The sequence below is a fragment of the Pseudomonas sp. genome, from assembly GCF_049590575.1.
Classification (GTDB): Bacteria; Pseudomonadota; Gammaproteobacteria; order Pseudomonadales; family Pseudomonadaceae; genus Aquipseudomonas.
Genome location: NZ_JBAWDE010000090.1, coordinates 15216 through 28813, shown reverse-complemented (window position 1 = coordinate 28813; position 13598 = coordinate 15216). Strand labels below are relative to the sequence as shown.

The 13598-nt window shown below is 58.6% G+C and carries 10 protein-coding genes; 5 read left to right on the top strand and 5 right to left on the bottom strand.

Annotation, left to right across the window (positions count from 1 at the left end; genetic code table 11):
* Genes dnaN through gyrB form a run of 3 tightly spaced genes read left to right on the top strand, consistent with a single transcriptional unit; the run spans position 1 to position 4650 of the window.
* Positions 1-1104: a DNA polymerase III subunit beta gene (dnaN, locus tag WBR57_RS06985; protein WP_053258802.1), complete on the top strand. Its 1104-nt coding sequence runs from the start codon at positions 1-3 to the stop codon at positions 1102-1104.
* A 20-nt stretch (positions 1105-1124) separates the two neighbouring features.
* On the top strand, positions 1125-2228 hold the full coding sequence (gene recF, locus WBR57_RS06980; protein ID WP_424083206.1) for a DNA replication/repair protein RecF: 1104 nt from the start codon (positions 1125-1127) through the stop codon (positions 2226-2228).
* A 4-nt stretch (positions 2229-2232) separates the two neighbouring features.
* Positions 2233-4650 carry a DNA topoisomerase (ATP-hydrolyzing) subunit B gene (gyrB, locus tag WBR57_RS06975; RefSeq protein ID WP_424083205.1) on the top strand — a complete coding sequence of 806 codons (2418 nt, stop codon included), beginning with the start codon at positions 2233-2235 and terminating at the stop codon, positions 4648-4650.
* A gap of 94 nt (positions 4651-4744) precedes the next feature.
* Here gyrB and WBR57_RS06970 read toward each other — a convergent pair whose 3' ends face one another.
* Entirely contained in the window at positions 4745-5467 is a 723-nt protein-coding gene (locus tag WBR57_RS06970) for a response regulator transcription factor (RefSeq protein ID WP_424083204.1), read from the bottom strand.
* Between the two features lie 294 nt (positions 5468-5761).
* On the opposite strand from WBR57_RS06970, the gene WBR57_RS06965 reads away from it, so the two are divergent.
* Together WBR57_RS06965 and WBR57_RS06960 are read left to right on the top strand one after the other, a co-directional pair.
* The gene (locus WBR57_RS06965; RefSeq protein ID WP_424083234.1) at positions 5762-6694 is read left to right on the top strand and encodes a FecR family protein; all 933 of its coding nucleotides are present in this window, start codon (positions 5762-5764) and stop codon (positions 6692-6694) included.
* A gap of 3 nt (positions 6695-6697) precedes the next feature.
* Positions 6698-8977, top strand: coding sequence for a CHASE2 domain-containing protein (locus WBR57_RS06960; RefSeq protein ID WP_424083203.1), 2280 nt, complete (start codon positions 6698-6700; stop codon positions 8975-8977).
* Between the two features lie 182 nt (positions 8978-9159).
* Here the strand turns inward: WBR57_RS06960 and WBR57_RS06955 are convergent, their stop codons facing one another.
* The 4 genes from WBR57_RS06955 to glyQ form a co-directional block, all read right to left on the bottom strand.
* Positions 9160-9930 (bottom strand): lysophospholipid acyltransferase family protein, encoded by a 771-nt coding sequence (locus WBR57_RS06955; RefSeq protein ID WP_424083202.1) that lies wholly within the window; start codon positions 9928-9930, stop codon positions 9160-9162.
* An 84-nt stretch (positions 9931-10014) separates the two neighbouring features.
* Positions 10015-10551 (bottom strand): D-glycero-beta-D-manno-heptose 1,7-bisphosphate 7-phosphatase, encoded by a 537-nt coding sequence (gmhB, locus tag WBR57_RS06950; RefSeq protein WP_424083201.1) that lies wholly within the window; start codon positions 10549-10551, stop codon positions 10015-10017.
* Between the two features lie 2 nt (positions 10552-10553).
* Positions 10554-12608: a glycine--tRNA ligase subunit beta gene (gene glyS, locus WBR57_RS06945; protein ID WP_122541226.1), complete on the bottom strand. Its 2055-nt coding sequence runs from the start codon at positions 12606-12608 to the stop codon at positions 10554-10556.
* The gene (gene glyQ, locus WBR57_RS06940; protein WP_003187265.1) at positions 12605-13558 is read right to left on the bottom strand and encodes a glycine--tRNA ligase subunit alpha; all 954 of its coding nucleotides are present in this window, start codon (positions 13556-13558) and stop codon (positions 12605-12607) included. The genes glyS and glyQ overlap by 4 nt, the downstream gene beginning before the upstream one ends.
* Positions 13559-13598 lie beyond the last annotated feature (40 nt).

The following is a 13598-nucleotide window of genomic DNA, read 5'->3' as shown; positions in this document are numbered from 1 at the left end:
ATGCATTTCACCATTCAACGCGAAGCCCTGTTGAAACCCCTGCAACTGGTCGCAGGCGTCGTCGAGCGCCGACAGACCTTGCCGGTGCTCTCCAACGTATTGCTGGTGGTCGAAGGCCAGCAATTGTCCTTGACCGGTACCGACCTGGAAGTCGAGCTGGTCGGTCGTGTACAGCTGGAAGAGCCCGCCGAGCCGGGTGAGATCACTGTGCCGGCGCGCAAGCTGATGGACATCTGCAAGAGCCTGCCGAACGACGCGCTGATCGACATCAAAGTTGATGAGCAGAAGTTGGTGGTCAAGGCCGGTCGCAGCCGTTTCACCCTCTCCACGTTGCCAGCCAATGACTTCCCGACTGTTGAAGAAGGCCCAGGCTCGCTCACCTGCAGCCTGGAGCAAAGCAAACTGCGTCGTTTGATCGAGCGCACCAGCTTCGCCATGGCTCAACAGGACGTGCGTTACTACCTCAACGGTATGTTGTTGGAAGTATCAGAAGGCATCATTCGCGCCGTAGCCACCGACGGTCACCGTCTGGCCATGTGCTCGATGAAGGCCGACATCGGCCAACCTGATCGTCACCAGGTGATCGTGCCGCGCAAAGGCATCCTTGAGCTGGCGCGCCTGCTGACCGAGCCGGATGGCAATGTCAGCATCGTATTGGGTCAGCACCACATCCGTGCTACCACTGGCGAATTTACCTTCACCTCCAAGTTGGTTGACGGCAAATTCCCGGATTACGAGCGTGTACTGCCAAAGGGCGGCGACAAACTGGTAATCGGCGATCGTCAGGCCCTGCGTGAAGCCTTCAGCCGTACTGCGATTCTGTCCAACGAGAAATACCGTGGTATTCGTCTGCAACTGGCCAATGGTCAGCTGAAAATCCAGGCTAATAACCCGGAGCAGGAAGAAGCGGAAGAAGAAGTGGGCGTCGACTATAACGGCGGTTCGCTGGAAATCGGCTTCAACGTGAGCTACCTGTTGGACGTGCTGGGTGTGATGACGACTGAACAGGTTCGCCTGATTCTGTCTGACTCCAATAGCAGCGCCCTGGTACAGGAATCTGACAACGACGACTCGGCTTACGTTGTTATGCCGATGCGCCTGTAATCATGCTCAGCAGAAGCTAGATGTCCCTCAGTCGTGTCTCGGTCACCGCGGTGCGCAATCTGCACCCGGTGACCTTCTCCCCCTCTCCCCGCATCAATATTCTCTACGGCCCCAATGGCAGTGGCAAAACCAGTGTGCTGGAAGCCATTCATCTGTTGGGGCTCGCGCGTTCCTTTCGTAGTGCTCGCCTGTTGCCGGTTATCCAGTATGAACAACTGGCGTGCACTGTATTTGGCCAAGTCGAACTGGCTGAAGGTGGGCACAGTAGCCTGGGAATTTCACGTGATCGCGGTGGCGAGTTTCAAATTCGCATCGATGGGCAGAATGCTCGCAGTGCCGCGCAATTGGCGGAAATCCTGCCGCTGCAGTTGATCAACCCTGACAGCTTTCGGCTGTTGGAAGGTGCGCCGAAAATCCGCAGGCAATTCCTTGATTGGGGCGTGTTCCACGTGGAACCACGTTTCATGGCCACTTGGCAGCGCCTGCAGAAGGCCCTGCGGCAGCGGAACTCATGGCTGCGGCATGGTACACTTGACGCCGCTTCGCAAGCGGCCTGGGACCGGGAACTGTGCCTGGCCAGCGACGAAATAGATGAATACCGCCGCGCCTATATCAAAGCCTTGAAACCAGTCTTTGAGCAGACCTTGAGTGAGTTGTTGGATCTCGAGGGCCTGACGCTGAGTTACTACCGTGGTTGGGACAAAGACCGTGAGTTGAGTGCCGTACTCGCCACGTCCTTGCAACGGGATCAGCAAATTGGCCATACCCAGGCCGGACCCCAGCGGGCTGATTTGCGTCTCAGATTGGGCGCTCACAATGCCGCGGACATCTTGTCCCGGGGTCAGCAGAAGCTGGTGGTGTGTGCACTGCGTATTGCCCAGGGGCATTTAGTCAGCCAAGCCCGACGCGGTCAGTGTATTTATCTGGTGGATGACTTGCCGTCTGAACTCGACGAGCAGCACCGCCGCGCGTTATGCCGCTTGTTGGAAGAATTACGCTGCCAGGTGTTTATCACCTGTGTAGACCACGAATTATTGAGGGAAGGCTGGCAGACGGAAACGCCAGTTGCTTTGTTCCACGTGGAACAAGGCCGTATCACCCAGACCCACGACCATCGGGAGTGAAGGCATGAGCGAAGAAAACACGTACGACTCGACCAGCATTAAAGTGCTGAAAGGTTTGGATGCCGTACGCAAACGTCCCGGTATGTACATTGGCGACACTGATGACGGTAGCGGTCTGCACCACATGGTGTTCGAGGTGGTCGACAACTCCATCGACGAAGCCCTGGCCGGTCACTGCGACGACATCAGCATCATCATCCATCCGGATGAATCGATCACCGTACGCGACAACGGTCGCGGCATTCCGGTAGACGTGCATAAAGAAGAAGGCGTTTCGGCGGCAGAGGTCATCATGACCGTGCTCCACGCCGGCGGTAAGTTTGACGACAACTCCTATAAAGTCTCCGGCGGTTTGCACGGTGTGGGTGTGTCGGTCGTTAACGCCCTATCGGAAGAGCTGATCCTGACCGTTCGCCGTGCCGGCAAGATCTGGGAACAGACCTACGTCCATGGCGTTCCACAAGAGCCGATGAAAATCGTTGGCGACAGTGAAACCACCGGTACGCAGATTCACTTCAAACCGTCTGACGAAACCTTCAAGAATATCCACTTCAGCTGGGACATCCTGGCCAAGCGGATTCGAGAGCTGTCCTTCCTCAACTCCGGTGTGGGTATCGTCCTCAAGGACGAGCGCAGCGGCAAGGAAGAGCTGTTCAAGTACGAAGGTGGTTTGCGTGCGTTCGTTGAATACCTGAACACCAACAAGACTGCGGTCAACCAGGTGTTCCACTTCAATATTCAGCGTGAAGATGGCATCGGCGTAGAAATCGCCCTGCAGTGGAACGACAGCTTCAACGAGAACCTGTTGTGCTTCACCAACAATATTCCGCAGCGTGATGGCGGCACTCACTTGGTGGGTTTCCGCTCCGCGCTGACGCGTAACTTGAACAACTACATCGAAGCAGAAGGCCTCGCCAAAAAGCACAAAGTTGCCACCACCGGTGACGATGCGCGCGAAGGCCTGACTGCGATTATTTCGGTGAAAGTGCCGGATCCAAAGTTCAGCTCCCAGACCAAAGACAAGCTGGTGTCTTCTGAAGTGAAGACTGCAGTTGAACAGGAAATGGGTAAGTACTTCTCCGACTTCCTGTTGGAAAACCCGAACGAAGCCAAGCTGGTTGTCGGCAAGATGATCGACGCGGCACGTGCGCGTGAGGCGGCGCGTAAAGCCCGTGAGATGACCCGTCGTAAGGGCGCGCTGGATATTGCCGGCCTGCCCGGCAAACTGGCTGACTGCCAGGAGAAGGACCCTGCCCTCTCCGAACTGTACCTGGTGGAAGGTGACTCTGCTGGCGGTTCCGCCAAGCAGGGTCGCAACCGTCGCACCCAAGCCATCCTGCCGTTGAAGGGCAAGATCCTCAACGTCGAGAAGGCGCGCTTCGACAAGATGATTTCCTCGCAGGAAGTCGGCACCTTGATCACGGCGTTGGGCTGCGGCATTGGCCGTGACGAGTACAACATCGACAAGTTGCGTTACCACAACATCATCATCATGACCGATGCTGACGTCGACGGTTCGCACATCCGTACCCTGTTGCTGACCTTCTTCTTCCGTCAGTTGCCGGAGCTGATCGAGCGTGGCTACATCTACATCGCCCAGCCGCCGTTGTACAAAGTCAAAAAGGGCAAACAAGAGCAATACATCAAAGACGACGACGCCATGGAAGAGTACATGACGCAGTCGGCCCTGGAAGACGCCAGCCTGCACTTGAACGACGAAGCTCCGGGTATTTCCGGTGAAGCGCTGGAGCGTCTGGTTAACGACTTCCGCATGGTAATGAAAACGCTCAAGCGTCTGTCGCGCCTGTATCCACAGGAGCTGACCGAGCACTTCATCTACCTGCCGTCCGTGAGCCTGGAGCAGTTGGGCGATCACGCGCACATGCAGAACTGGCTGGCCCAATATGAAGCTCGCCTGCGCACGTCCGAGAAATCCGGCCTGGTCTACAAAGCCAGCCTGCGTGAAGACCGCGAACGTAACGTGTGGCTGCCAGAGGTCGAGTTGATCTCCCACGGCCTGTCGAACTACGTCACCTTCAACCGCGACTTCTTCGGCAGCAATGACTACAAAACCGTGGTTACCCTGGGCGCGCAACTCAGCACCCTGCTGGACGACGGCGCTTATATCCAGCGTGGCGAACGCAAGAAACAGGTCAAGGAATTCAAGGAAGCCCTCGACTGGCTGATGGCCGAAAGCACCAAGCGTCACACCATCCAACGATACAAAGGTCTGGGCGAAATGAACCCGGATCAGCTGTGGGAAACCACCATGGATCCGGCTCAGCGTCGTATGCTGCGAGTGACCATCGAAGACGCCATTGGCGCAGACCAGATCTTCAACACCCTGATGGGTGATGCGGTCGAGCCTCGCCGTGACTTCATCGAAAGCAACGCCTTGGCGGTGTCTAACCTGGACTTCTAATCAGGTAAGCCTGCTAAACAAAAAGGCCAACGCTTAGCGTTGGCCTTTTTTATTGGGTAGCTTTTGCGAATGCTCCACGTGGAACATCAAAGTTTTATCCCTGCGCTGAGGCCGCAACACTCTCCAGCCGATACCCATACCCATAGATCGTCAACAGCTGCCAGCCACGATCGGCCGTCAGCCCCAGCTTGTTACGCAACCGGTAAATATGCGTATCCAGTGGACGTGACGAGACCATTTCCTCATGGGTCCAAAAACGTTCGTAGAGGTATTCGCGGGACAGCGGTCGCGCCAGGTTGGCAAACAAACAACTGGCCAGGCGGTACTCGCGTTCCGTGAGGTTGATCGGTTTGCCCGCACGGGTGACAGTCAGTTCGGCATCATCGAAGGTCAGGTCGTTGAAGCTTTGCACTTCGTGGGCTGCCGACTTCTGCAAGCCATGGCGTCGCAACACCGCCGTGACGCGCGCCTTGAGTTCATTCGGGCGAAAGGGTTTGCTGACGTAGTCGTCAGCGCCGCTGTTCAGTGCCGTGACGATATCGCTCTCGGCGTCACGGCTGGTGAGCATGATCACAGCGGGGGGGGATTCCATGTGCTCGCGCGTCCAGCGCAGCAATGCGATACCGGTGATGTCGGGCAATTGCCAGTCGAGTATCAACAGGTCGAATGTTTCCCGGCGCAGTTGGCGCAGCAGGTCTTCACCGCGTTCGAAGCAATGCAGCGACCATGGCTGTTCCGCGGTGCTGGGGATCTGTCGCAGTGTCTGTTCCACCCGTCGCAATTCGGCAGGCTCATCATCCAGTATTGCGACACGCATGGCGTGGTTCCTTTCTACTAAAAATACGGCAGCCGACGGCCTATGGAGAAACGGCACATACTGCGCAGTTGCCGGCCCTTGAATCTGAAGAATTGTGGTCAGATGCAACGACCCCTTGGAACTCTCGGTACGCTGATATCAAAAAGCCCTGGCCGATTAGAAGACCTCGATATCCATAAGGGAAAGATACCGGCTCCCGGCGGTAAGTAAAAGGATCAGCCGACACGTGCGCTGCCGTAAACGCCTGCGTGCTGATGTCAGATTCACTCTGGAACATTGAACTTGATGAGCACCATGATCCTTTCCTCCCAGTCCCTGCGCTGCGCCCTTCCCTCGCTACTGACCTTGATGGTGGGTACGAGTGCCTCGGCCCAGACGCGCTCACCCTATATCGACGATCACGCGCTATGCCGTGCGCAACCACTGCCCGCGGTTGTCCAGCATCTCAACGGGGAAGCCTGGAAGCTCGACACCAAGGGCGAGATGAGCCCGCTACAGGAAGGCATGACCATTGATGAGCAGGAGGGTGTAAAAACCTCTGACTCGGCGTTTGTCAGCTTGTTGCTGGGTGACGGTTCTCGGGTGGTGCTGCCTTCCAGTTCCCAGGTACGTTTACACCTGGATGAAAAACAGTCGATCCCCCAGGTGATACTTGAACAAGGCCAGGCCGAAGCCTACGTGATCAAACAGGCGACCGATTATGACCGGTTCCGGATCATCACCCCGGTGGGAGTTCTTGGCGTGCGCGGCACGCATTTTCGAGTGCGCGATGACGGTGAGCAATCGATGCTGGAAGTGCTGGACGGCCAAGTGGCGGTCAGCCGTGAAGTGAAAGCGCACCCTGTTACAAGCGAAGTAAAAGTCAGCGCCCGCCAAGGGCTGCTGTTCAAGAAGCTAGGCGGACTCAATCCGGTCGAGTTGCTGGCCGCCCCCAGGCTGATCGGCCAGGATGGGCAAAAAGGCGATTCTCCGATTTGGCATTTGTACCTGCGTCCGGTAGCGGGCGCGCAGAGGTACAGAGCCCAAGTGGCCACTGATAAAACATTCATGGACATCAAGCAGGAAAACTTTTCCAGCGAACCGAAAATGAGCTTCACTGGGCTCAAGGCATCGTTCTATCACGTGCGGGTGTCGGCGTACGATGCACATGGCCTGGAAGGAGAAACCGGGGTCTATGACATTTTCTACTACCCGCCCGCTACGCAGGCGCAGGTTTCCGGTGGCTGACCGATGATGCTCTGGGGCAAGCCCGAAAAACGCCAACCCACCCATGCCCAGCGTCTGTTCCTTGGTTTGGTGCGCGAGTGGCTGTGGATTGGTTTGCTGTTACTGCCGTTTACCGCCTACCTGTCGCTGAGCCCTGGCCTTGCCCTGAACAACCCGCTATATGACAGCCTGCGTCGCCTGACACCGTTGCCGGTAGATCCGCGAATTTTGCTGGTGACGATTGACGACCCGAGCCTGAAAAAACTCGGCCAATGGCCTTGGCCACGCAGTCTGCACGCTGACCTGATCGATCGTCTGAGTGCAGCACAACCGGCGGGTATTTTGTTTGATGTGATCTTTAGCGAGCCCGGCAACCCGCTCGATGACAAGCGCCTGGCTGAAGCGGTGTGCAATGCCGGCAATGTGTTATTGCCGCTGGTACGTGAAGGCAACGCCAGTTACAGCCAGCCAGGGCAGCAAGTGTTGGCGATGCTCAAGTGCGCCAAGGGAGTTGGCCACATCAATGTGGAAGCCGACAGCGACGGTGTTGTACGCAGCTTGTATATGCGCGAAGGCCCGCCCAATGCCACCGCTGCGCAGTTGGCTTGGTTGGCCTATGAGATGAGCGGTGAGACGGGCCCCATGCCGGGGGAACCTCAAGATGCGCTCGAACCGCACTGGCGTAGAGAGCACGCCATTCGAATCCCATTCATCGCCGCTCATACACATTTTCCCAGCGTTTCCTACGCCAGCGTACTACGCGGTGAAGTACCCCCTGAGACGCTGCGCAACCGCTTGATCCTGGTGGGCGCCACCGCATCCGGAATGGGTGATCGTTTTGTCACGCCTCTCTCTTCAAGCGTTGGCACCACCGCAGGCGTAGAAATTCAGGCGAATGTGCTCAACGGCTTGCTGCAAGGGCGAAGCATTGTCGACCTTCCCGGCTGGTTGGCGGCGACCCTGGCAACCTCCCTGGTTGCTTTGTTACTGGGATTGCTGCTGTACCGTCCACGCTATGCGCTATGGATGACCCTGGGCTGTATGGCCTCGGCTGTGCTCGGTTCGTGGGCGCTGTTGCGCCTTGGTCATTGGTGGTCCCCTGCCGCCTGCCTGATCGGCCTGTTGCTCAGCTACCTGATCTGGAACTGGCGACGTCTGAGCGTGATTCTTGCCTACTTCGGCTGGGAGTTGGCGCGCCTCGACAACGAACCCAAAGTGCTGCCCGAACGGCGCCGAGCGCCCGCCAGCAAAGGTGACGTGCTGCAGGCGCGGATCTTTGCCCTCGAGCAAGCCGTCAGCCGTACACGTGACACCCGGCGCTTTATGGCGGATGGCCTCGAGTGTCTGCCGGTAGCCACGCTGATTACCGATCCCAAGGGCAATATCCTGCTCGCCAACCGCATCGCCCGCGAAGTGTTTGGCAATATCCTGGTGAACCAGAACCTTCTAGAACAGCTCGCCGACCTTGGTTACCCGCCGCTGCATAACGGCGTGCGCCCTGCCCTTTCGGCGTTGGAGCTGGTGGAATTCCGTGACATACACCAGCGCAGCCTGCGCATGGAGCTCGCGCCCTTGCTACCGGCCGAAGGTGATGTGGCACTCGGCTGGCTGTTGAGCCTGACGGACCTGAGCAAGGAACGCGAAGCCCAGCAGCACCGCGAGACCATGCTGCGTTTCCTCTCCCACGACCTGCGCGCACCGCACTCGGCGATCCTCGCGCTGCTGGATGTGCACGACGGCGAGTCACCGGTATTCGCACAGATCGAGCAGCAGGTCCGCCGCGCCTTGAGCCTCACGGAGTCCTTCGTGCAACTGGCGAAGGCAGAAGCCGACGGCTATCAATTCCAGCCAGCGCTTTTCGCCATGCTGGTGATGGATGCATTTGACCAGGTAGCGGTGATCGCTCAGCTCAAGGGCATTCACCTGGTACATGACTTGGTGGAGGAGGACGAGAGCATGGTTTCGGCCGATCAGTCGTTACTCACGCGCGCATTGTTCAACGTGTTGGAGAACGCGATCAAATATTCGGCGTCGGGTACTACCGTCAGGCTGAGCCACAGCAGTGCGCAAGGCTGGCTGGAATGCCGAATCAGCGACCAGGGGCCGGGGATTGCGGCTGAGGACTTGCCGGAGCTGTTCAGCCAATATCGCCGCTTCGACTCTGCCCAGGGCAGCGAGGGCCTTGGGTTGGGCTTGACCATGGTCAAGGCGGTCATCGAGCGTCATGGTGGGCGTATAAGTTGCGAAAGCGTGGTCGGCAAAGGCACCACATTCAGCGTGCAACTGCCGTTGCTGGAGGACTGAAAAAGCGCGCAATTACACTGTGCATAAAAAACCGGTCTCAAGGACCGGTTTTTTAATTCCGAAAAAACTTATGCACGTTTTTCCGAATTTTATCAGTTTGAGAAATATGTAATTAAATCAGCTCTTTAGAAGAGAAAAACATCAGTTCGCCAACAAACCGTACACAGGTTATCCACAGAAGCTCAGACCACTGGTGTGTCGACCACTACCGGCTCTGGGGGCAGCGAACCCATTGCGCGTTGCTGGGCTTCATTCCACGCTGCGGCACGATCATTCAGCGCGGCGATGGCACGCGGGCCTTCGCCTTCGGCATACATCGGTTCGCCAATCACCACGGTGATGGTACCTGGGCGTTTTGCCCAGCCGGTTTTTGGCCAGAACTTGCCAGCGTTATGCGCAATCGGCAGCACGGGCAGGTTGGCGTTAACCGCCAGTGCAGTACCGCCGCGTGAGAACTTGCCTACGGTGCCGTAGGGCACACGCGTTCCCTCTGGAAAGATCAGCACCCACACGCCATCCTTGAGCAGCTCGTCGCCTTTTTTGGCCACGTGCTTGAGCGCGGCCTTGGGATTGTCGCGGTCAATGGCGATAGGCCGCAACATGGCCATGGCCCAGCCGAAGAACGGCACGTAGAGCAATTCACGCTTGAGCACCTGGCTCAGGGGCGAGAAGTATGCCGAGAGAAAGAACGTCTCCCAGGTGCTCTGGTGGTTCGACAGAATCACGCACGGCTGTTCCGGCACGTTCTCGGCGCCTTTGATTTCGAAACGAATGCCCAGGAAGACCTTGGACAGCCACAACGCACAGCGGCACCAATAGACGTTAATAAAGCGATAGCGCGCCTTGAACGGCAGGAACGGCGCAATAAAAAAGCTCAGGGTGCACCAGAGGAAGGAACTGGTGCCCAGCAGCAGGTAAAAGAAAAAGGTTCTGATGGCCTGCAAAATCGACATGGCGGCATTTACCGTTGCGGGACAACGCCCGCCTGTTAAAAGCGCACTCCCGATCAATCCTTGGTCAGGAAGAGTCGAGGGCGGCTAGTTGTTGATAAGTTCTGCGGCAACCGCCGCCAGATCGTCAAAAATCAAGGTGCCTACCGGCAGGTTTTTCGCCTGGGTCTTTTCGCCTTTCCCGGTCTTAACCAAAACTGGCTGAGAATCGACGGCCTTGGCCGCCTCCAGGTCACCGAGGCTGTCCCCGACGAACCATATCCCAGCCAAGGGCACCTTGTAATGTTCTGCAATGATTTTCAACATGCCGGGCTTGGGTTTGCGACAGTCGCAGCCCGCGTCCGGTCCATGCGGGCAATACACCACCAGCCCGACCTCACCACCCTGCTCGGCCACCAACGCGCGCAGGCGCGCGTGCATGGCATCCAGGGTGGCGATGTCGTAGTAGCCGCGGGCGATGCCGGACTGGTTGGTGGCGATGGCCACCGTCCAGCCGGCTTTGCTCAACTGCGCGATGGCCTCGATCGACCCGGGCAGTGGAATCCATTCCGCCACCGACTTGATGTAAGCGTCGGAGTCGTAATTGATCACCCCGTCCCGATCGAGAATCAGCAGTTTCAACATGGTCAGCTCAGCGTCGAAATGTCGGCGATATTGACGAACAAACCGCGCAGGCGCGCCAGCATGGCGTAGCGGTTTTTGCGCACGCCCGCGTCTTCGGCATTGATCATCACCGCTTCGAAGAACGCATCCACCGGTTCACGCAAGGTGGCCAGGCGCGCCAGCGCTTCGGCGTAGTTGCGTTCGGCGATCAGCGGCTTCACTGCGTTTTCTGCCTTGGCGATAGCCGAGTTCAGCGAGAACTCCTTGGCATCGGCAAACAGGCCAGGGTCGACGTCGGCATTGCCCAGGCCTTCGGCCTTGCTCAGCAGGTTCGACACACGCTTGTTCACGGCGGCCAGTGCATCGGCTTCCGGCAGTTTGCGGAACGCTTGTACAGCTTGTACGCGCTGGTCGAAGTCCAGCGCCGAACCCGGTTGCAGGGCACGGACCGACAGGTAGACGGAAACGTCCACGCCTTCGTCTTCGTAACGCGCACGCAGGCGGTCGAACACGAACTCCAGCACTTGCTCGGCCAGGCCGGCTTGCTTGACCTTGCCACCGAACTGGCCGACCGCAAACACCACGGCCTGGGTCAGGTCGAGGTCGAGCTTCTTGTCGATCAGGATGCGCAGCACACCCAAGGCCGCACGGCGCAGGGCATACGGGTCTTTGCTGCCGGTAGGCAACATGCCGATACCGAAGATACCGACGAGCGTGTCCAGCTTGTCGGCAATGGCGACGGCCGCACCGGTCAGGGTGGTTGGCAGTTCAGCGCCGGCACCGCGCGGCATGTACTGCTCGTTCAGCGCCAGGGCGACATCGTCCGGCTCGCCGTCGTTGAGGGCGTAGTAGTAGCCGGCAACACCTTGCATCTCCGGGAACTCGCCGACCATTTCGGTGGCCAGGTCGCACTTGGACAGCAGGCCAGCACGCGCGGCCCAGGCAGCATCGCCGCCAATGCGCGGCGCGATGTAGGCCGCCAGCTTGGAAACGCGCACGGCTTTGTCGTAGACACTGCCGAGTTTTTCCTGGAACACCACGTTTTGCAGGCGCAGGTTGAAGTCTTCAAGCTTCTGCTTCTTGTCTTGCTTGAAGAAGAACTCGGCGTCAGTCAGGCGCGGGCGAACGACTTTTTCGTTACCGGCGATGATCTGCTGCGGGTCCTTGCTCTCGATGTTGGCCACGGTGATAAAGCGCGGCAGCAGCTTGCCGTCCACGTCCAGCAGGCAGAAATACTTCTGGTTGTCCTGCATGGTGGTGATCAGGGCTTCTTGCGGTACGTCGAGGAAACGTTCTTCGAACGAGCACACCAGCGGCACCGGCCATTCAACCAGCGCGGTCACTTCGTCGAGCAGGCTTGGCGGCACGATGGCGGTGCCTTCCTGTAGGCGGGCCAGCTCTTCGGTGCGCTTGCTGATCAGCTCACGACGCTCATTCGCATCGGCCAGTACGTAGGCGGCACGCAGGTCGGCGGCGTAGTTGGCCGGCGAGGTGATGCGCACCGCTTGCGGATGGTGGAAGCGGTGACCACGGGAATCACGACCCGCCTTCTGGGCGAGGATTGTGCAGTCGATGACCTGGTCACCGAGCAGCATCACCAGCCATTGGGTCGGGCGTACGAACTCTTCCTTGCGTGCACCCCAGCGCATGCGCTTGGGGATCGGCAGGTCGTTCAGGGAATCTTCAACGATGGTCGGCAACAGGCTGGCGGTCGGCTTGCCGGTGATGACCTGGCTGAAGCGCAGTTTCGGGCCGCTCTGGTCGATCTCGCTCAGCTCGACGCCACACTTCTTGGCGAAGCCCAGTGCGGCCTGGGTCGGGTTGCCTTCAGCGTCGAAAGCCGCCTGGCGTGGCGGGCCGTCGAGGTTGATGCTGCGGTCCGGCTGCTGGGTTTCCAGCGCGGTCAGCAACACGGCCAGGCGGCGTGGCGCGGCGTAGACTTTCTTCGCTTCAAACTTCAGGCCGGCGCTGTGCAGGCCCTTTTCGATACCGGCCAGGAACGCGTCGGCCAGGGTATTGAGCGCCTTGGGTGGCAGCTCTTCGGTGCCCAGTTCAACCAGGAAATCTTGAGCACTCATTGTGCAGCCTCCAGCTTAGCCAACACTTCATCACGCAGGTCCGGGGTAGCCATCGGGAAGCCCAGCTTGGCGCGAGCCAGCAGGTAGGCTTGGGCGACGGAACGCGCCAGGGTGCGTACACGCAGGATGTATTGCTGGCGCGCGGTTACCGAGATGGCACGGCGGGCGTCCAGCAGGTTGAAGGTATGGGACGCCTTCAACACCATTTCATAGCTCGGCAACGGCAGCGGCTGATCCAGTTCGATCAGGCGCTTGGCTTCGCTTTCATAGAAGTCGAACAGCTCGAACAGTTTGTCGACGTTGGCGTGTTCGAAGTTGTAAGTGGACTGCTCCACTTCGTTCTGGTGGAACACGTCGCCGTAGGTCACCTTGCCGAACGGGCCGTCAGCCCACACCAGGTCGTAGACCGAATCCACGCCCTGCAGGTACATGGCCAGGCGCTCAAGGCCGTAGGTGATTTCGCCGGTTACCGGGTAGCACTCGATGCCGCCGGCTTGCTGGAAGTACGTGAATTGCGTCACTTCCATGCCGTTCAGCCAGACTTCCCAGCCCAGGCCCCAGGCGCCCAGGGTCGGCGATTCCCAGTTGTCTTCAACGAAACGGATGTCGTGGACCAGCGGGTCCAGGCCGACATGTTTCAGCGAGCCCAGGTACAGCTCCTGGAAGTTGTCCGGGTTCGGCTTCAGTACCACCTGGAACTGGTAGTAGTGCTGCAGACGGTTCGGGTTTTCGCCGTAGCGGCCGTCAGTCGGGCGACGACTGGGCTGCACATAAGCGGCGTTCCAGGTTTCCGGGCCAATGGCCCGCAGGAAGGTAGCGGTGTGGAAAGTGCCGGCGCCTACTTCCATATCGTAGGGCTGAAGTACCACACAACCTTGCTCGGCCCAGTATTGCTGGAGGGCGAGGATCAAGTCTTGGAAGGTACGCACGGCTGGCGTAGGCTGGCTCACGAAATTCACCTGTTACTTGGGCTGCGATTTAAAGAGCGGG

Excerpts from the sequence above, each read along its gene's own strand:
- dnaN (WP_053258802.1), top strand. The coding sequence starts at position 1 with ATGCATTTCACCATTCAACGCGAAGCCCTGTTGAAACCCCTGCAACTG.
- recF (WP_424083206.1), top strand. The coding sequence starts at position 1,125 with ATGTCCCTCAGTCGTGTCTCGGTCACCGCGGTGCGCAATCTGCACCCG.
- gyrB (WP_424083205.1), top strand. The coding sequence starts at position 2,233 with ATGAGCGAAGAAAACACGTACGACTCGACCAGCATTAAAGTGCTGAAA.
- WBR57_RS06970 (WP_424083204.1), bottom strand. The coding sequence starts at position 5,467 with ATGCGTGTCGCAATACTGGATGATGAGCCTGCCGAATTGCGACGGGTG.
- WBR57_RS06965 (WP_424083234.1), top strand. The coding sequence starts at position 5,762 with ATGATCCTTTCCTCCCAGTCCCTGCGCTGCGCCCTTCCCTCGCTACTG.
- WBR57_RS06960 (WP_424083203.1), top strand. The coding sequence starts at position 6,698 with ATGATGCTCTGGGGCAAGCCCGAAAAACGCCAACCCACCCATGCCCAG.
- WBR57_RS06955 (WP_424083202.1), bottom strand. The coding sequence starts at position 9,930 with ATGTCGATTTTGCAGGCCATCAGAACCTTTTTCTTTTACCTGCTGCTG.
- gmhB (WP_424083201.1), bottom strand. The coding sequence starts at position 10,551 with ATGTTGAAACTGCTGATTCTCGATCGGGACGGGGTGATCAATTACGAC.
- glyS (WP_122541226.1), bottom strand. The coding sequence starts at position 12,608 with ATGAGTGCTCAAGATTTCCTGGTTGAACTGGGCACCGAAGAGCTGCCA.